The organism is Nonomuraea rhodomycinica, from assembly GCF_013363995.1.
GTDB lineage: Bacteria > Actinomycetota > Actinomycetes > Streptosporangiales > Streptosporangiaceae > Nonomuraea > Nonomuraea rhodomycinica.
Genome location: NZ_JABWGO010000004.1, coordinates 390,236 through 407,911, shown reverse-complemented (window position 1 = coordinate 407,911; position 17,676 = coordinate 390,236). Strand labels below are relative to the sequence as shown.

Sequence of the window (17,676 nt, the reverse complement as noted above, 5' to 3'; positions counted from 1 at the left end):
GGCCGGTCAGGACAGCAGTTCCTCGGCGCGGTGGCAGGCCGCCCGCCGCCCCTCCCCCACCTCACGGGGCTCGGGCGCCCGCTCGCAGGCCGCCACGGCGAGCGGGCAGCGCAGCCGGAACGGGCACCCGGTCGCGGCCGGTCGCGCCTCGGTGCGCCCCCGCGCGGGAGGCGGCGCGCCGCCGAGCTTCGGCACGGCGTCGCGCAGGGCCAGCGTGTACGGGTGGGCCGGCCGGGCCAGCAGCTCGGCCGTGGGCCCCGACTCGACGACCCGGCCCGCGAACAGCACGTGCGCGGTGCGGCAGAGCCGGGACACCACGGCGAGGTTGTGGGTGATGAGCAGCCGCTCGGTGCCGAGCCCGGCGAGCAGGTCGAGGATCCGCGCCTGCACGGTCACGTCGAGGGCGCTGGTGGGCTCATCGAGGATGAGCAGGCGAGGCGAGACGGCCAGGGCGCGGGCGATCACCACGCGCTGGCGCTGGCCGCCGGAGAGCTGGTGCGGCCTGCGCCCGGCCACCTCGGCGGGCAGCCCGACCTTCTCCAGCAGGGCGGGCACGCGGTCGCGCTCCTTGCGGGGCAGCGCCTCGGCGACCGAGGCGCCGGCGCTCATGCGGGGGTCCAGGGCCTCGGCCTGGAACACCGGCTGGACGTCCCGCCTGAAGCGCCTCATATCCAGCTTTTTCAGGTTCTGGTCGCCGTACCAGATGGCTCCCGACATTGGGGCGAGGAGGCCCAGGAACGCGCGCGCCAGCGTCGTCTTGCCCGACCCGCTCTCCCCGATCAGCCCCACCCCGCCCTCGGTGACGTCCAGGCTGACGTCGTGGACGACGGCCGTGCGGCCGTACCCGAGCGTGACCCGCTCGGCCCGCAGCACCGGCGCCGGAACGGTCATGGCAGCGCCTCCAGCAGCTCGCGCGTGTACGGATGCGAGGGCTCGGCCAGCACCCGGGCCGCCGGGCCGCTCTCCACCACCTCGCCGTCCTTCATGACCAGCACCCGGTCGGCGATCGTGGAGACCAGGGCCAGGTCGTGCGAGACCAGCAGCAGCGCCAGCCCCCGCTCCTTGCGCAGCCGCCGCAGCACGCCGACCACCTCCGCCTGCACGGTCACGTCGAGCGCGCTGGTCGGCTCGTCGGCCAGCACCGCCTCCGCCCCCAGCGCCAGGGCCAGGGCGATCGCGAACCGCTGCGCCTGGCCGCCCGACACCTCGTGCGGGTAGCGGCGCAGGATCGCCGGGTCCAGCAGCACGGCCTCCACCGCCTCGGCCATGGCCCGCTCGCTCGCGTCCACGTCGTGCAGGTCGAGCGCGCGCCGCATGAGGACGCCCAGGCGCGTGGTGGGGCTGAGCGCCGCCTGCGGCGACTGCATGACGAGCGCCACCCGGGCGCCCCGGATCTCCCGCAGCCGGCGCGCCGGGGCGGTGAGCACGTCCACGCCGCAGACCCGGACGTGCCCGGACACCTCGGCGCCCTCGGTCAGCCCGAGCAGCGCCATGAGCGTCGTCGACTTGCCCGACCCGCTCTCCCCCACCACGGCCACGCACTCCCCCGCGCCCACGTCCAGCTCGGGCACGTGGGCGACGGTGCGCGTGCCGTACCGGACCCGCAGGTCCCGCACCTCGATCACTTGATCACCCTTCGCGGATCCAGGGCCGCGCGCAGCCCCTCGCCCAGCAGGTTGAACGCGAACGCCGTCACGAGGATCGCCAGGCCCGGGAACGTGACGACCCACCAGTTGGTGGTGAAGTACGTCTGGCTCTGCTGCACCATCAGCCCCCACTCGGCCACCGGCTCCCGCGCCCCGAGCCCCAGGTAGGACAGGGCCGCGGCGGTGAGGATGACGCCGCCCGCGTCCAGCGAGACCTGGACCAGGACGGGGGTGAGGGAGTTCGGCAGCACGTGCCGCAGCACGATCAGCGGCGCCGGCACGCCCAGGCAGCGGGCGGCGTCCACGTACGGCCGGGTGGCGACCGAGGCGGCGACGGAGGCGGCCAGCCGCGCGTACCAGGGCCACCAGGTGGCGGCGATGGCCACGATCGCCGTGGTGACGCTCGGCCCGAGCACGACCGCGAGGGCCAGCGACAGCAGCAGCGCCGGGAAGGCGAGGAACACGTCCGTGACCCGCATGATCACGTCTCTGGTCAGGCCGCCCGCGTAGCCGGCCACGACGCCCAGCGTCACGCCGACCAGCGCCGAGACGGTCAGCACGGCGACGACGACGGTCAGCGACGTCCGGCCGCCGTACAGGACCTGGGTGAGCACGTCCCGGCCGGCGAAGTCGGTGCCGAACCAGTGCGCGCCGCTCGGCGGATCGAGGCTGTGGAGGGGGTCCGGCGTGTTCTCCTCGTACGGGGCCAGCCACGGCGCGAGCACGGCCGACAGCGCCACCAGCACGATGAGCGCGCCGCCCAGCACCGCCAGCCGGTCCACCCGCCCCGGCCGCTCCACCGGCTCGGTCACGGACAGGACGCTCACCGCTGCCTCGCCCTCGGGTCCACCACGCCCTGAAGGAGGTCCACGACGAGGTTGGCCAGCACGTACACCAGCGCGACGAGCAGCGTGACCCCCGCGATGGCCGGGACGTCCGAGCCGGCGATCGCGTCCACGGCGTAGCGGCCGAGCCCCGGCCAGTTGAACACCGCCTCGACCAGGAACCCGTTGACGATCGCGTACGCGAAGACCAGCGCGATCAGCGACAGCAGCGGGTTGAGCGCGGGCCGCAGCGCGAAGCGGACCAGGATGGACGTCTCGCCGAAGCCCAGCGCCCGCTCCAGCCGGACGTGGTCCTGGCCGCCCTCCTCGATCAGCGCGGCCCGCGTCATCTGGGCGATCACGCCCGCCGGGTACGCGGCCACGACGATCGCGGGCAGCACCAGGTGCCGCAAGGTGCTGGTGAGGATGGGCCAGTTGCCGGTGATGAGCGCGTCCACGAGCGTGATGTTCGTCCAGAGTGTGAGCGGGCTGGTGGTGTCCAGCGCCGCGTCGTACTCGCCCGCGACCGGGAACCAGTCGAGGCTGCCGGCGAAGACGGTCTGCAGCGCCAGCGCGAGCCAGAACACCGGCACCGAGACCGCCAGCATGCCGCCCACCCGCACCCCGAGGTCGGGGAGCCGGGTCCGGTGGCGGGCGGCGAGCACCCCCGCCGGGATCCCGGCGAGCACGGCGAGCAGCAGCGCCGCCCCGACCAGCTCCAGCGAGGCCGGGAAGGCCACGTACAGGTCGGACAGCACCGGCCGGCGCGTCCGCAGGCTGGTGCCCCAGTCACCGGTCGCCAGGTCCCTGACGTAGTTCCAGAGCTGGACCGGCAGCGGGTCGTCGAGGCCGAAGCGCGCCCGCGCCTCGGCGAGCTGCTGCGGCGTCGCCTTCGGCCCGGCGAAGGCCACCGCCGGGTCGCCCGGCAGCAGCCGCGTCACGACGAAGGTGAGCACGACCACGCCGGCCACGACCAGGAACGCCTGGCCGAGCCGGCGGGCCACGTAGCGCGGCACGGCTCAGCCGGCGGGCTTGAGGTCGTAGAAGAAGACCACGTTCGGGTAGGCCGGGTTGTCGGTGTACCCCTGCACGGTGGCCGACAGCGCGCGCTGGTAGGTCTGCACGTACGGCGCCGCCACCGCGGCCTGCTCCTGGATGATCTTCTTCTGCAGGTCGGCGTACGCCTGGTCGGCGGCGAGCGCGTCGGTGGCCGAGAGCTGCGGCAGCGCGTCGATGGCCTTGTCGATCTCCGCGTTCTTCAGGTACGACAGGTTGAACTGCGGCTTGTCGGCGCTCTTGAACACGTTGAGGAACCACGAGTAGGCGTCGGGATAGTCCGGATACCAGTACATGACGAAGATGTCCTGGCCCTTCTTCTTGCCGAGGTCCCACTGGGCGTTCCAGGCCATCGGCTTGGCCTGGAGGGTGACGTTGAGCTTCTTGAGCGTGGAGCTGAGCAGCGTGACCAGCAGCTTCTGGTCCTCGTCGCCCTGCGCGTACGTCATCGTGAGCTTGAGCTCCTCCAGGTCCTGACCGTAGCCCGCGGCGTTGAGCAGCTCCGCCGCCCGGGCCAGGTCCTGCTTGGGCTCCATGCCCTGGACGTGGCCGAGCAGGCCCTCGGGCACCAGGCCCGACGCCTTCGTGCCGGCGCCCTTGAGCGCGGCCACCAGGCCGTCGTAGTCGATCGCGAGCTGGAGCGCCTGCCGGACCTTGACGTCCTTGGCGGGGCCGGTCGCGGTGTTGAAGAGCACGAGCAGGTTCTGGAACGACGGCTTCTGCGAGGTCTGCACGCCCTCGGTGGCGCCGGCCTGCGCGAAGAGCTGCGGGTTGAGCCGGGGGACGAAGTTCACCTCGCCCTTCTGCAGGAGCTGCCACGCCGTGGTGATCTCCGGGGTGACGCGGAAGGCGACCTTCCGGTACTGCTCGGGCTTCCAGCCGCCCCAGTAGCCGTCGAACGCCTTCAGCGTGAGCTCGGTCTCCTTGCCCTTCTGCCAGGTGTCGATCGTGTACGGGCCGGTCCCGGCGTCGCTCTCGCCGTCCTTGAGCTTGTCGGCGGCGGCCGTGTCGTAGATGTAGGCGGCGTAGCCGGAGGAGGCGACGAGGTCGAGCGGGGCGGCGTACTTGAGCGTGAACTTCAGCGTCGAGGCGTCCACCGCCTCGATCGTCTTGACCGCGCCCCAGATGTAGGCGGCGCCGGCGTTGATCTTCATGGTGCGCTCGATGGCCTTCTTGGCCGCCTCGGCGTCGAGGGGCGCACCGGTGTGGAACTTCACGCCCTGCCGCAGCTTGAACGTCCACTCCTTGCCGCCGGCCGCCGACGTCCACTCCGTGGCCAGGCGCGGCACCGGCTTGCGCGCCTCGGCGTCGTAGCGGGTCAGGCCCTCGTAGATGTTGGACATGGCGATGATCTCGTTGGAGTACGAGCTCGCCGGGTCCCAGTCGGTGACCACGTCCAGGTTGGGGGCGTAGACGAACGTGGCGTCGTTCGCCTTCGCGGCCGGCGCCTCGGCGGCGCCGGTGCTGGTGCCGGTACTGGTACCGGTGCTCGGCTGCGGGGTCCGGCCGGCGCCGCGCACCTGGCCGCCCGCGCACGCGGACGCTGTCATGGCGACGACGCCGGCGACTCCGGCGACGAGCAGACGCTTGTGCCAGCGCATGGTGGGGGGATCCTTTCGGTTACGTCACCGGGCGAGAGGTCCGGCGGCTTTGACGTGTACCCGCACGGCGGGTTCGGAGAGGTAGCTCAGGGGCACCTCCAGCAGGTCCACGATCTCGACCCGCGAGGAGTCCGCGCCCGCGGCCACGGCTCGCGCGGCAGCCTCCTCCTTGACCCTTTCGATCGCCTTCGACCGGCTTTCGCCCGCAGGCAAGATCGTATCCACTCTGCCGCTCGCCAGCGCGATCGCGGCCCCGACGGCGTTGGCCACCTCGGCGTGGCGGGGCCGTACCACGCCGCTCACGCCCGCGACGCGCGGCGGCAGCAGGAAGGCGCCGCCCCCCACCGCCACCAGCGGCCGGTCGGCGCGGCCCAGCGCCATGCGGTCCACGGCGTCGGCGACCATCGCGTCGGCCGCCGCCACCGCCCTTTGCAAGGTGTCTCGAAAACCTTCCGACCTGTCGCCCAGCCGGTGGCGCCAGCCGTCGCCCCCCGGCGGCACGCGCCCGGCGGCCACCGCGGCGTCGGTCATCGTGACCGTGGACCCGCCGAAGACCAGCGCCTCCTCGGTGATGCGGTAGCCCACCGAGTCCGGACCGACCGCGTCGTCCCTGACCACGGTGCCGCCGCCCAGCGCGATGGCCAGGATGTCGGGCATGCGGAAGTTGGTGAGCACGCCGCCGATCTCCACGGCCGCCGCCGACTCCCTCGGGAAGCCGCCGGTCAGCACGCCGAGGTCCGTGGACGTGCCGCCCACGTCGGCCACCACCGCGTCGGACACCCCCGACAGGAACGCGGCGCCGCGCAGCGAGTTGGCCGGGCCGGAGCCGATGGTGGACACCGGCAGGCGCGCCGCGTGCTCCGTCGTCATGAGCGTGCCGTCGTTCTGCGCGAGGTACGGCGTCGCGGTCAGCCCGTGCTCGGCCAGCGCCCCGGCCAGGGCCCCGGTGACGTTGCCGGCCACGCCGTACAGGGCGGCGTTGAGCACGGTGGCGTTCTCGCGCTCCAGCAGGCCGAGCGAGCCGATCTCGTGGCTGACCGAGACCGGCAGCCCGTACTCGCCCGCCACCAGCTCGGCGACCGCCCGCTCGTGCTCGGCGGTGGCCGGGCTGAACACGCCGGTCACCGCCACCGCGTCCGCCTCCACCCCGTCGAGGAACCGGCGGACCGCGTCGCGGTCGAGCGGGCCGATCTCGCGGCCGTCCACGTAGTGACCGCCGGGCAGCACGGCCTCGCCGGCGGAGACGGCGGCGCGCAGGCTCGCCGGCCAGTCCGACAGCGGCGGCACGGACGTCGTGGCGGGCGCGCCGAGCCGCAGCACGGCCACCCGGCCGAGGCCGCGGCGTTCCAGGACGGCGTTCGTGGCGTGCGTGGTGCCCAGCATGACGCGGGTCACGTCGCGCGGCGCGCCGGAACGGTCCAGCTCGGCCAGGACCGCGCCGAGCGCCGCCAGCAGGCCGCCGGTCACGTCGGGCGTGGTCGGCCGCTTGGCCTTGGCGACGACCTGGTCGGCGGCGTCCAGCACCACCGCGTCGGTGTTCGTCCCGCCCACGTCGATCCCGATCCTCAGGGCCTTCTCACTCATGCGGGGCCAGCTCCTCCACGGGGACGTAGTCGAGGTCGTGGCCGAAGGCGCGCGGCCCCGCCGTCTCCAGGCCCTTCGGCGTGCGCCACAGCGGGTCGCACGGCCAGGCCAGCACGGTGACGCGCTGGCCGTAGCGCAGGCTCTCGGTCTGGATGGCGGCGGCCGTCTCGGTGTCGACCACCGTGATGAGGTCGGGCACCATGGCCAAGATCCGGCCGCCGGCCATGGCGACGAGGTTCTCGTTCTGCAGCTCCAAGGTCAAGACCCTGCCCCGGTCGGCCCCGGTGCCCTCGACCGTCGCCGTGCCGCGCACGAACCCGCCCGTGGTGCGCCGCTCCACGTCCGCCAGCTTGCCGGTGATCAGCTCGTACGCGCCGAGCTCCGCCTTGAGCGCCCCCAGGGGGTCGGCCGCGCCCTCCGTGGCCCGGCCGACGGCGAGGGCGCGCGTGACCGTGCCCTCGATGACCGCGCCCCGCGCGCCCGCGGCGGTGAGCACGTAGTCGGCCATGAGCGCGTGCGACCCGGCCGCGACGCACACCGCGCGGGCCAGCCGCTCCGACCACAGGCCGTCCACCGGCCGGATCGTGACCACGTTGCCCGCGACGTCCGACATGATCACGAGGTCGGCCGGCAGCCCGGCCACGTACATCGAGACCATCTGCACCTCGGGGAACGCCCGGCCCATGCCGTCGGCGTCGAGCAGCGGCAGCCCGAGCTGCGCGGCCCAGGCGACGGGCGCGACGCCGTTCGCCCCGCCGATCTCCGACGACATGACCGCCGCGGGCGGCCGGCCGAAGATCCGCTCGATCTCCTCGGCGATCCGCCTGGGCTCGTCCTCGCCGTGGATCATCTCGTGGCTCACCGTGGGCGCGCCGATGCCGGACAGCGGCACCACCAGCGCGTCGCCGGGTAAGTCCGCCAGCCGGACCAGCGGCACCTCGCCGTACTCCTGGATGGCCCGCCGCGCCGCCAGCGCCCCGGTGCGCACGTCGCCCCCGCCGCCGGTGCCCAGCACGGCGCAGCCCCGGGCCAGGGCGGCGACATCGCTTGCTTGAATCTTCATATGGCGTCACAACCAAGCACATGCCGCCACGCCGACGCCAGTCCGAATCGCCCAGTCTGCCGGGGTTGTTCAGATCCCGTCTCAGATCTCGTCGAGGTGCGCGACGTTCGCGCGGTCCGCGTCGTCCGTGCTCGGCTCGCCCGCGAACCACGCCTCCAGGATCTCGCCGAGCACCACCTCGGAGGTCAGGCGCAGGCTGAGGGCCAGCACGTTCGCGTCGTTCCAGCGGCGCGCGCCGTCCGCGGTGTACGCGTCGGCGCACAGCGCCGCCCGCACGCCCGGCACCTTGTTGGCCGCGATGGACGCGCCCGTGCCGGTCCAGCAGCACACCACGGCCTGCTCGGCCCGCCCCTCGCCGACGTCGCGGGCCGCCGCCTCCGACGCCCACGCCCAGTCGTCGCGGGCCGTGGGGTCGAGCGCCCCGTGGAGGATCACCTCGTGTCCGCGCCGGCGCAGTTCCTCCACCACCCGCTCCGCCACGCCGTCCAGGCTGTCGGCCGCCACCGAGATCCGCATCCCTCAGGTCTACCACCACGGGCGACTTCGCCTCGGCTCGCCGCCGATCCGCGCGAAATCGTCGGTGTCTGCCTCTAGGGTGCTGGACGACGACCGGCGTGTCCCCAGTGCCCCGCGCGGTCTCGCGGGACGGCCCGTTCCTGCACAATTGACCGGCGGGACCATCGAAAGGCAGGCAAGTGCTCTCTATTCACCAGCGGATCGCGGCTGAGCTCGGCGTGCGCGACGGGCAGGTGCTCGCGGCCGTCGAGCTGCTCGACGGCGGCGCCACGGTGCCGTTCATCGCCCGATACCGCAAGGAGGTCACCGGCGCCCTCGACGACGCGCAGCTGCGCACGCTGGAGGAGCGGCTGCGCTACCTCCGCGAGCTGGAGGAGCGGCGGGCGGCCATCCTGGAGTCCGTCGAGTCGCAGGGCAAGCTCGACGACGAGCTGCGCGCCCAGATCATGGCGGCCGAGACCAAGGCCCGCCTCGAGGACATCTACCTGCCCTACAAGCCCAAGCGGCGCACCAAGGCGCAGATCGCCCGCGAGCTGGGGCTGGAGCCGCTGGCCGACCGGCTGCTCGGCGACCCGTCGCTCGACCCGGCGGCCGAGGCCGAGGCGTTCGTCGCCGAGGGCGTCGCCGACGCCGGGGCGGCGCTGGAGGGCGCGCGGGCGATCCTGATCGAGCGCTTCGCCGAGGACGCCGACCTCATCGGCGGCCTGCGCGAGCAGCTCTGGAACGGCGGCCGGCTGGTGTCCAAGGTCCGTGAGGGCAAGGAGGAGGCGGGCGCGAAGTTCGCCGACTACTTCGAGTTCGGCGAGCCGTTCACCAAGCTGCCCTCCCACCGGATCCTCGCGATGTTCCGGGGCGAGAAGGAAGAGGTGCTCAGCGTCACGCTGGAGCCCGACGACGGCCCCTACGAGGAGCGCATCGCCGCCCGCTTCGGCATCTCCGACCAGGGCCGGCCGGCCGACCGCTGGCTGGCCGAGACCGTGCGCTGGGCCTGGCGCACCCGCATCCTCGTCCACCTGGGCCTCGACATCCGGATGCGGCTGTGGCAGGCGGCCGAGGACGAGGCGGTGCGGGTGTTCGCCGCCAACCTGCGCGACCTGCTGCTCGCCGCCCCCGCAGGCACGCGCGCCACGATGGGCCTCGACCCGGGCCTGCGCACCGGCGTCAAGGTCGCCGTGGTCGACGCCACCGGCAAGGTCGTCGAGACCACCACCATCTACCCGCACGAGCCCAAGCGGCAGTGGGACCAGTCGCTCGCGGTGCTCGGCGCGCTCGTGCAGCGGCACGGCGTCGAGCTCATCGCCATCGGCAACGGCACCGCCTCCCGCGAGACCGACAAGCTGGCGGGCGAGCTGGTCAAGCACATGCCGTCGGTCACCAAGGTCGTGGTCTCCGAGGCGGGCGCGTCGGTCTACTCCGCCTCCGCGTACGCCTCGCAGGAGCTGCCCGACCTCGACGTGTCGCTGCGCGGCGCCGTCTCGATCGCCCGCCGGCTGCAGGACCCGCTGGCCGAGCTGGTCAAGATCGACCCGAAGTCGATCGGCGTCGGCCAGTACCAGCACGACCTGGCCGAGTCCAAGCTGTCGCGCTCGCTCGACGCGGTCGTCGAGGACTGCGTCAACGCTGTGGGCGTCGACGTCAACACCGCCTCGGCGCCGCTGCTGACCCGCGTGTCGGGCATCGGCTCCACGCTGGCCGAGAGCATCGTGCGCCACCGCGACGCCAACGGCCCGTTCCGCAGCCGCACGGCCCTGAAGGACGTCGCCCGCCTCGGGCCCAAGGCGTTCGAGCAGTGCGCCGGCTTCCTGCGCATCCCGGGGGGCGACGACCCGCTCGACGCCTCCAGCGTCCACCCCGAGGCCTACCCCGTGGTGCGGCGCATCCTCGGGTCGGTCCAGGCCGACCTCAAGTCGCTGATCGGCAACACCGCGGTGCTGCGCTCGATCAAGCCGCAGGACTTCACCGACGACACCTTCGGCCTGCCGACCGTCACCGACATCCTGCGCGAGCTGGAGAAGCCCGGCCGCGACCCGCGACCGGCCTTCCGGACGGCCACGTTCAAGGAGGGCGTCGAGAAGATCTCCGACCTCCAGGCGGGCATGATCCTGGAGGGCGTGGTCACCAACGTGGCGGCGTTCGGCGCGTTCGTCGACGTCGGCGTCCACCAGGACGGCCTGGTCCACGTCTCGGCCATGTCGCGCACGTTCGTCAAGGACCCGCGCGACGTGGTCAAGCCGGGCGACATCGTGCGGGTCAAGGTGCTGGACGTGGACATCCCGCGCAAGCGCATCTCACTGACGCTGCGGCTGGAGGACGAGACGACGGCCGCCGGCCCGGGCTCGGGCTCCGGCGACTCCCGAGGCTCTCGTCAGGGCGGCGAGCGGGGCGGCCGTGGCCGCGGCGAGGGCGCCCGCGACGGCGGCGGCGCGCGCGGGGAGCGCGGGCGGGGTGACGGCGCGCGTGGTGACGGGTCGCGGGGCGACGGCGGACGCGGCTCGGGCGGTCGTGACGGTCGTGACGGCGGCGGCAGGGGCCGCGACGGCGCCGGTCAGCGCGGTCGCGGCGGCCAGCGCCAGGACCGCTCCGCGCCGTCGGGCGCCATGGCCGAGGCCCTCCGCAAGGCGGGCCTCACGGGCGACTCCCGCTGAGCTCAGGCTGGGCGCGCACCTCAGGCGAGGGCGAGGTCAGGCCGGTGATGACCTCACTCAGGTCACGTCGAGACGTGGACCTCGGGTGAGGGCACGCCGGTCGTGGACCTCGCCTGAGGTCATGGCGGACGCAGGGGTCCGGGTCGCGCTCGGGGTACGCTCCGAGGCCGCGCCGGGGCCCCTTCCCCTCGGCCCGGTCACCACGCCCTGGTCGGCCCGGTCACCACGCCCTGGGCCAGCCGAGGACAGCCGTCACGTGAGCGGCCCCGCCATGACCGCGTTCGGGCGGCAGCCCTCATGACGTCGTTCGGACAACGGCCCTCATGACGGCGTTCGGACGACGGCCCTCATGACGGCGTTCGGGCAGCGGCCTCATGACGGCGTTCGGGCGTGTGCCGCCACCAGGGCGGCGAAGCCGTCGAGGTGCCGCGCGAGGCTGTACTCGAACAGCCCGTCGAGGTCCGACACCGCCTCCTCGGGGATCGCCGCCAGCAGGGGGAACCGTCCGCTGTCGAGGAGTGCGCCGGCCCGATCGCGCTGTGCCAGCCACCACCGGTCGAGCGTCACCCCGGTCTCCTGCTCCGCCTCGACCTCGTCCGCCATGGACAGCGCGGCGTTGACGACGAGCGCGTGCAGCGTGAGCGCCTCCCGGATCCGGGTCTCCATGGACAGCCCCAGGCCGTCGAGCGCGCGCAGCGTCCATTCGGTGTGCGCCATCATGTTCGGCACCAGCAGCGGGCGGGTGAACGAGACCGCCCTGGGCATCCAGAGGTGCCGGCGGCCCAGTCGCCATTGCCGGCGGGCGATCAGTTCGAGTTTGGCCCGCCAGCCCTCCGGCCCGGGGACGGGGAGCTCCAGCCGGCCGAAGATCTCGTCGACCATCTCGGTCACCAGTTCGTCCTTGTTCGCCACGTGCCGGTAGAGCGACATCGGCCCGACGCCCAGTTCGGCCGCGAGCCGCCGCATGGACACGGCGTCGAGCCCCTCGACGTCGGCGATCGCGATGGCGGCGCGGAGCACCTGCCCGCGGTTCAACGCCTGCCTGGCGGTGTTCGGCGCCGGACGGGGGTCGATCCGCCGCCGGGGGTCGCGCGGCGGCCCGGGATCCGGCGCCCGCCGAGGGTCGGGCTCCTGCGCGGCGCGTCCGCTGACCACCGCGCCGGAGCCGACCTTCGTCTCGACCAGCCCTTCGTCGCGCAGCGCCGCCATCACCTTGGTCGCGGTGGCGACCGCGACGCCCCAGCGCCGGGCGATCTGCCGGATGGACGGCATCCGCTCGCCGGGACGCAGCTCGCCGGTGAGGATCCGGGCGCGGATCTCCCCGGTGATCCGCTGGTACGGCGGATCCGGCCGCTGGGCCGACGACGACATGAGAGCCCCCGATGCGTGCGTGGAATCGTTGCCTGCCGAGCAAATGTACTAGTTCACTATTCTCGGCCGCCAGTACACTTTCCTTCCCTGAACGGGCTGGAGGGGAGCGGCTCTCAATACTCTGTACGCATGACAGTTGATACGCCGTACGCATCCGTGCGACAGGCGGACGAGACCGACCGGCTGGCGGTGCTGGACGTCCTCACCGAGGCGTTCATGACCGACCCCCTCGTCTGCTGGCTCTACCCCGGCCCGGGCGATCGGGGTCTGCGGCAGAGGCACTTCTACCGGTCCCTGCTCGACCACCCCGCCGCCGAGGCGTACCTGATCGGCGATCGCGAGGGGGCGGCGGTGTGGCTGAGCCTGACGGCCGGCCAGGCGCCCCACGGCGAGCCCGCCGGCGCGCCGGAGCAGGCCGACGCGTCCGGGCAACGGGGCCCCGATGAGAGCGGGGCGCGCCTGCGGGCTCTCGGCGAGGCGCTGGCCCGGCGGCACCCCGTCGGCGAGCCGCACCTGTACCTCCCGTGCATGGGAGTGGCCGGCGGGCGGCAGGGCGCCGGGCTCGGCTCGGCGATGTTGCGCCACGGTCTGGAGCGAGCGGACGCCGGCGGGCTCCCCGCGTACCTGGAGGCGAGTTCGCCCCGTAGCCGTGCCCTGTACCTGCGGCACGGGTTCGAGGATCTCGGCGAGCCGGTCCGCGTGGCCGGCGGCCCGCCCCTGTGGCCGATGTGGCGCCGCCCACGTGCCTGAGCGCCGGCCCACTCACCCGACAGCGGACACCGACAGGAGACCACGACGATGACCACGCTCCACCCATCCGGGACCGCCGCCGCCGATCACGGCGGCGACCGGCGATCACCGACCCTGGTGTTCGTCCACGGCACCAACTCCTCATCGGCCTGGGGCTCGGGGCTGATGACCGAGCTCACCCTGCGCGGCCACCGGTGCGTGGCCGTCGACCTGCCGGGACACGGCCACGAGGCGTTCTACCCCCGGTCATACCAGAACCCGCAGGACCTGGAGGCGCTGGCGACCGAGCCGTCGCCGCTCGCCGGCATCACCATCGACGACTACGTCGAACGCGTGACGGACGTGGTGCGGCGCGCCCGCCGCCACGGGCCCGTGATCCTGGCCGGCGCCAGCCAGGGCGGCGTCACCGTGAGCAGGGTCGGCAACGCCGTCCCCCACCTGCTCGACCGGGTGGTCTACGTCGCCGCGTACTGCTGCGTGGACCTGCCCAACCTGACCGCCTACCTGTCCACGCCGGAGAACGGCGACAGCCTGCTCCCCCTGATCCAGGCGGCGGTGGTCGCCGACCCGGCGGTGCTGGGCGTGACCCGGGTCAACTGGCTCTCGGCCGACCCGGCGGTGTTCCACGCGGTCAAGGAGTGCCTGGCCGCCGACTTCACCGACGAGGGGGTACGCCGGCTGCTCACCATGCTCGAACCGGACGAGACCGCCGGCATCCCCCTGGCCGACGCCCGGGGCGAGGCGCACACCTGGGGCCGTGTCCCCCGGACCTATGTCCGTTTCACCCTCGACCGGCTGATCCCCCCGGCGTTGCAGGACCGGTTCATCGCCGAGGCCGACCGCCTGACGCCGGACAACCCGACCGACGTGCGCAGCGTCGCGGCGCCCCACGTCGGCCCGTTCGACCGGCCCGAGCTGGTGGACGTCTTCTCGGAGCTGCTCAGCCGCTGACCCGGGCCGCGCCCGGCGACGGCAGGCAGGCCGGTCGCGCCGGCGACGGCTACCGTGTCCGGGCCGGGTCCACGCGTTCCAGGCTGGTCCAGCCGGTCCAGCCCCGTTCCTCCATCAGCCGGATCAGCCGGCGGGCCGGGGGCGCGGTGTCGAACGCCAGCGTGTCCATCAGCTCGGCGAAGCGCGGCTCGACGCCGATGTCGCCGACGTAGTCCTCGCCCCGCTCGTCGGCCATCCGCGTGAGGTAGGCGGCCAGCTCGTCGGCCAGCCCGGCCAGCCGCGGATCGTCGTCGGCCCAGTCGAGGGCCTGGCCCAGGGTGAGGTAGAAGCCGATGAACCGGGGGTCGGCGAGCTGCTCCCGCTTGCGCGCCGTCCACTCCGGGACGCGGGCGGGCGAGCGCGCGGCGAGCGGGATCCAGCCGTCGCGTTCGACCCGGATGATCCGTTCGTCGATGCCGAGCTCCCGCATCCGGTTCAGGAGCCCGACCACCTCCGGTGGCAGCGCCAGGTCGTCCCCGGCGGCGAGCCGGGCGATCCGCTCCCGGTTCCGCTGCCGTTCCCGGATCTCGGCCTGGAGCCGCCTGTCGATGTCCGCGACGGCCGCGGCGAACTCCGCCTCGCCGGCCCGCAGCAGCTCCCGGACCCGCGCCAGCGGGACCCCGGCGTCGGCGAGGGTCCGGATCCTGATCAGCTCGATCACGGCGTCGCCGCCGTACCTGCGGTAGCCGAAGTGGTCGCGCTCCGGCTCCGGCAGCAGCCCCTTGGCGTGATAGTGCCGCACCGCGCGCACCGTCACTCCGGCGTACGACGCCAGCTCGCCGATGGTCAGCATCGGACCAGTCTCCCAGGGGCCGCTCAGCAGGCCGGCTGACCAGCCGGGTCCCGCGGCCGGCGGACGAGCTCGGCGATCCGCGGGGCGTGGGTGAAGACCAGCCCGTGGTCGGCGTCGAGCCAGGACGCGGAGACGCGTGGCAGCTCGCGGACGAGCCGCTCGACGCCGGCGCGCCAGTTCCGGTTGAACCGCGCCGCCGGTCCCCCACCGTCCGCGCCGGCCATCGAGGTGGACATGATCATGCTGATCGGGCAGTCGATCCTCCGGTACCGGTCGAGGATCCCGGCCCGGACCCCGTCGATCTCGATGTTCAGGTCGAGGATGTCCTGGGCGGTGAGCGACACCTGGCGCGCGGTGCCCCGCAGGGCCTCCTGCGCGGCCGCCGCCTCCTCCCACATCGCGCGGAACGCCGGCAGGTCGGCCTCGGTGACGAACGGTTCGGGCACCGGGTTCGCCCCGTCGATGAGGACGAGCCCGGCGACGGCGCCCGGGTGCTCGGAGGCGTGGTGCACGGCCAGGTCCGCGCCCAGCGAGTAGCCCACGAGCACGGGCGCCGAGGGCGGGCCGAGGCGTCGCGCCTCCGCCAGCACGGCGGCGAGATCGCCGGCGAACGCCTCGAAGGAGTACGTGCCGGCGGCCGAGGTGCGGCCGTGGCCCCTGAGGTCGAAGGTCAGCACGTCGTGGTCGCGCCGCAGCAACTCGATCAGCTCGTGCAGATCGGCCTGCGTGGAGCACAGCCCCGGGCAGAGGACGAGCGGCCGTCCCCGGCCGGCGCGGGTCACCGGGATCGTGACGCCGTCGTGGTGGACCGTGAAGTGCCGCGTCGCGCCGTCGCCGCTCGTCGTCGGGTCGCCGCTCATCGCGTGGATGTCCGTGGTCATGCCGTCCATGCTGGGAGGTTGACCCTGCGTCAGTGCCAACCCCGGGCGCGGCGACGCCGGTCCCCTGAATCCCGGCGCGCCGCGCCGGTCCTCGTGGACTACGGTCGGAGGGTGAGCACTCCAGCGTTGACGACGGCGATCACCCAGGCCCGCGACCTGCTGAGGTGGCGTTCACCTCTGCGCACCGAGCTGTGGGCGTCACGGCTCATGGCGGGGCTGGAGCCGGGCGAGGCGCGCGGGTTCGTCCAGGAGCTGGTGGAGACCGGCAGGCCCGAGACCCGGCTCACGCTGGCTGCCCTGGCCGCCGTGGCCACCGGCGCGGCTCCCGCCGCGACCGCGGAGCCGGACACCACGATCACGGAGCCCGACGCCGTCGTAGCCCCGGACCTCTACACGGCCCACGGCGCCGAGGCGCGGGACGCGCTGCCGGTCTGGGTGCGGCGGATGGGGCAGGTGGACTGCGACGGAGCCTGGTACGGCAAGGCCGACCGTCACGGGCAGCAGACGCTCGCCGCCCTGTCGTTCCGCTACCGCGACGGCAAGGAGCCGCACGTGCTGATCGTCGCCGTCGACCAGGTGGGCGGCGGCCTGGCGGTGGACGCGCTGGTGGAGGAGCCCAAGTTCCTCGACGACCTGAGCCTGGAGGCGGCCGAGCCCGGGGTGGTGGCGGGGCGGATCCTTGACGCCCTGGAGCTCACCGACCGCGTCATGGGGGCGGCGGTCGCCGACACGTACCCGGCCGTGCGGCCCTTCGCGCTGGCGCGTGCCGTGACCGTCCCCGATCCCGTACGGCCCGCCCCCGACGACACGCTGTCGCGCTTCGACGACCTGCCGGCCATGAAGGGGGCGGACGAGGCGTTCGCGAAGCTGGCGGAGTTCATCGGGGATCGTCCTCTGTGGTGGAGCCCGGGAAGGGTGTCCCAGTTCCTCACGTCGTGGCTGCCCCGCGAGGCGATCCTGTCGCCGGACGCGATCGCCGCCATGCCGGACGTGGTGCGCGCGTGGAGCCGCTTCGCCGGAGCCGACCCGGACGTCCTGCGCCAGGTGGACGCCGACGCCCCCCGGCTGGCGGCGCTGATGGCCGACGAGTCGCTGGCCGGGTTCGGCAAGCGCCTGGCCCGGAGCCGCCCGCGCCCCCAGGACGAGGACTGACCCGCTCCTCCTCGCGGACGCCCCGGGCTCGGGTCTCCTCACGGAAGGCCGGGGCTGGACGGAGTGGCGGGTCCGGGCGGCTATGCTGCGCAGTGACGTGTACGCCGCCCTCCGGGGCGTGACGAGGGAGATCCGCGAGATGTACAAGGAGTTCGCTGCCGAGGCCGTGGTCTGGGTGGTACCGATCGTGGTGCTGATCGGCCTGGCCCTTCTCGTCACTTCCTGACGGCAGCGGCCAGGGGCGGCGCTGACGCCCCTGGCTTCCCGCCGGATCCCGGGGCGTCAGCGGTAGTACTCGTAGTGGACGACCGTGTTGACGTGCGTGTCCCAGCGGATCTCGCCGTCCAGCCACCGGTTCCACATCGACGCCAGCCTGCTGGAGCGCACCGTGCAGCCCGCCGAGCGCCGGCCGCCGGCGCGGATGGTGCCCACGTAGTCGTAGCACGATCCGACCTTGGTCTTGTTGACCCTGAGCCGGGCGTTGAGCGAGACGTCGTACAGGGTCTTGCGCGAGATGTTGGTGATCTTGACCTTGATCCGGCACGTGTCCTTACACCGGCCGAGGACGATCTTGTAGCGGATCAGCTGCGCGCCCGAGGCGTCCAGTCTCCCGGTGACGGCGGCGGGCGCGGCCGGCAGAGGCGTGGCGGCCACGGCCGGGAGGGGTGCGGCGGCCAGGACGGTGGCCGTGACGACGGACAAGACCGACAAGCTGCGTAAGGGCCTGACGGAGCGGCGGTTACCCATGATGCCCCCAAAGGCGACGAACCCTCGCTTCCCCCCTCGAAAGCGACTCAGGTTCTT

General features: G+C 73.6%; 17 protein-coding genes. 5 read left to right on the top strand and 12 right to left on the bottom strand.

Annotation, left to right across the window (positions count from 1 at the left end; all coding sequences use genetic code 11):
• Positions 1-6: 6 nt before the first annotated feature.
• The 8 genes from HT134_RS20555 to HT134_RS20520 form a co-directional block, all read right to left on the bottom strand.
• Positions 7-891 carry an ABC transporter ATP-binding protein gene (locus tag HT134_RS20555; protein WP_175602028.1) on the bottom strand — a complete coding sequence of 295 codons (885 nt, stop codon included), beginning with the start codon at positions 889-891 and terminating at the stop codon, positions 7-9.
• Positions 888-1,625 (bottom strand): ATP-binding cassette domain-containing protein, encoded by a 738-nt coding sequence (locus HT134_RS20550; RefSeq protein ID WP_175602027.1) that lies wholly within the window; start codon positions 1,623-1,625, stop codon positions 888-890. The genes HT134_RS20555 and HT134_RS20550 overlap by 4 nt, the downstream gene beginning before the upstream one ends.
• Positions 1,622-2,458, bottom strand: coding sequence for an ABC transporter permease (locus HT134_RS20545; protein WP_312888272.1), 837 nt, complete (start codon positions 2,456-2,458; stop codon positions 1,622-1,624). The genes HT134_RS20550 and HT134_RS20545 overlap by 4 nt, the downstream gene beginning before the upstream one ends.
• Before the next feature lie 11 nt (positions 2,459-2,469).
• Positions 2,470-3,486 (bottom strand): ABC transporter permease, encoded by a 1,017-nt coding sequence (locus HT134_RS20540; RefSeq protein ID WP_175602026.1) that lies wholly within the window; start codon positions 3,484-3,486, stop codon positions 2,470-2,472.
• 3 nt (positions 3,487-3,489) lie between these two features.
• Positions 3,490-5,127 carry an ABC transporter substrate-binding protein gene (locus HT134_RS20535; protein WP_175602025.1) on the bottom strand — a complete coding sequence of 546 codons (1,638 nt, stop codon included), beginning with the start codon at positions 5,125-5,127 and terminating at the stop codon, positions 3,490-3,492.
• A gap of 24 nt (positions 5,128-5,151) precedes the next feature.
• Positions 5,152-6,711 (bottom strand): hydantoinase/oxoprolinase N-terminal domain-containing protein, encoded by a 1,560-nt coding sequence (locus HT134_RS20530; RefSeq protein ID WP_175602024.1) that lies wholly within the window; start codon positions 6,709-6,711, stop codon positions 5,152-5,154.
• The gene (locus HT134_RS20525; RefSeq protein ID WP_175602023.1) at positions 6,704-7,774 is read right to left on the bottom strand and encodes an S-methyl thiohydantoin desulfurase family protein; all 1,071 of its coding nucleotides are present in this window, start codon (positions 7,772-7,774) and stop codon (positions 6,704-6,706) included. Before HT134_RS20525 ends, HT134_RS20530 begins: the two co-directional genes overlap by 8 nt.
• An 81-nt stretch (positions 7,775-7,855) precedes the next feature.
• Positions 7,856-8,290, bottom strand: a complete 435-nt coding sequence (locus HT134_RS20520; protein ID WP_175602022.1) for an RpiB/LacA/LacB family sugar-phosphate isomerase — start codon at positions 8,288-8,290, stop codon at positions 7,856-7,858.
• Positions 8,291-8,469: 179 nt separating this feature from the next.
• Between HT134_RS20520 and HT134_RS20515 the strand changes: the two genes are divergently transcribed.
• Positions 8,470-10,935: a Tex family protein gene (locus HT134_RS20515; protein WP_175602021.1), complete on the top strand. Its 2,466-nt coding sequence runs from the start codon at positions 8,470-8,472 to the stop codon at positions 10,933-10,935.
• 372 nt (positions 10,936-11,307) lie between these two features.
• Here HT134_RS20515 and HT134_RS20510 read toward each other — a convergent pair whose 3' ends face one another.
• Complete coding sequence (locus tag HT134_RS20510; RefSeq protein ID WP_175602020.1) at positions 11,308-12,306, bottom strand: TetR/AcrR family transcriptional regulator C-terminal domain-containing protein; 999 nt, start codon at positions 12,304-12,306, stop codon at positions 11,308-11,310.
• A 129-nt stretch (positions 12,307-12,435) separates the two neighbouring features.
• Here HT134_RS20510 and HT134_RS20505 point away from each other — a divergent pair, with 129 nt between their 5' ends.
• Complete coding sequence (locus HT134_RS20505; protein ID WP_175602019.1) at positions 12,436-13,056, top strand: GNAT family N-acetyltransferase; 621 nt, start codon at positions 12,436-12,438, stop codon at positions 13,054-13,056.
• Positions 13,057-13,104: 48 nt separating this feature from the next.
• Positions 13,105-14,007, top strand: coding sequence for an alpha/beta hydrolase (locus HT134_RS20500; RefSeq protein ID WP_175602018.1), 903 nt, complete (start codon positions 13,105-13,107; stop codon positions 14,005-14,007).
• 49 nt (positions 14,008-14,056) lie between these two features.
• Here the strand turns inward: HT134_RS20500 and HT134_RS20495 are convergent, their stop codons facing one another.
• Positions 14,057-14,839, bottom strand: a complete 783-nt coding sequence (locus HT134_RS20495; RefSeq protein ID WP_175602017.1) for a MerR family transcriptional regulator — start codon at positions 14,837-14,839, stop codon at positions 14,057-14,059.
• Positions 14,840-14,862: 23 nt separating this feature from the next.
• On the bottom strand, positions 14,863-15,720 hold the full coding sequence (locus HT134_RS20490) for an alpha/beta fold hydrolase (RefSeq protein ID WP_246364707.1): 858 nt from the start codon (positions 15,718-15,720) through the stop codon (positions 14,863-14,865).
• A 111-nt stretch (positions 15,721-15,831) separates the two neighbouring features.
• Between HT134_RS20490 and HT134_RS20485 the strand changes: the two genes are divergently transcribed.
• Positions 15,832-16,872: a hypothetical protein gene (locus HT134_RS20485; RefSeq protein WP_175602015.1), complete on the top strand. Its 1,041-nt coding sequence runs from the start codon at positions 15,832-15,834 to the stop codon at positions 16,870-16,872.
• 82 nt (positions 16,873-16,954) lie between these two features.
• Positions 16,955-17,098 (top strand): hypothetical protein, encoded by a 144-nt coding sequence (locus HT134_RS44760; protein ID WP_217708112.1) that lies wholly within the window; start codon positions 16,955-16,957, stop codon positions 17,096-17,098.
• A gap of 56 nt (positions 17,099-17,154) precedes the next feature.
• On the opposite strand, the gene HT134_RS20480 is transcribed toward HT134_RS44760, so the two are convergent.
• On the bottom strand, positions 17,155-17,574 hold the full coding sequence (locus HT134_RS20480) for a hypothetical protein (protein WP_175602014.1): 420 nt from the start codon (positions 17,572-17,574) through the stop codon (positions 17,155-17,157).
• Positions 17,575-17,676 lie beyond the last annotated feature (102 nt).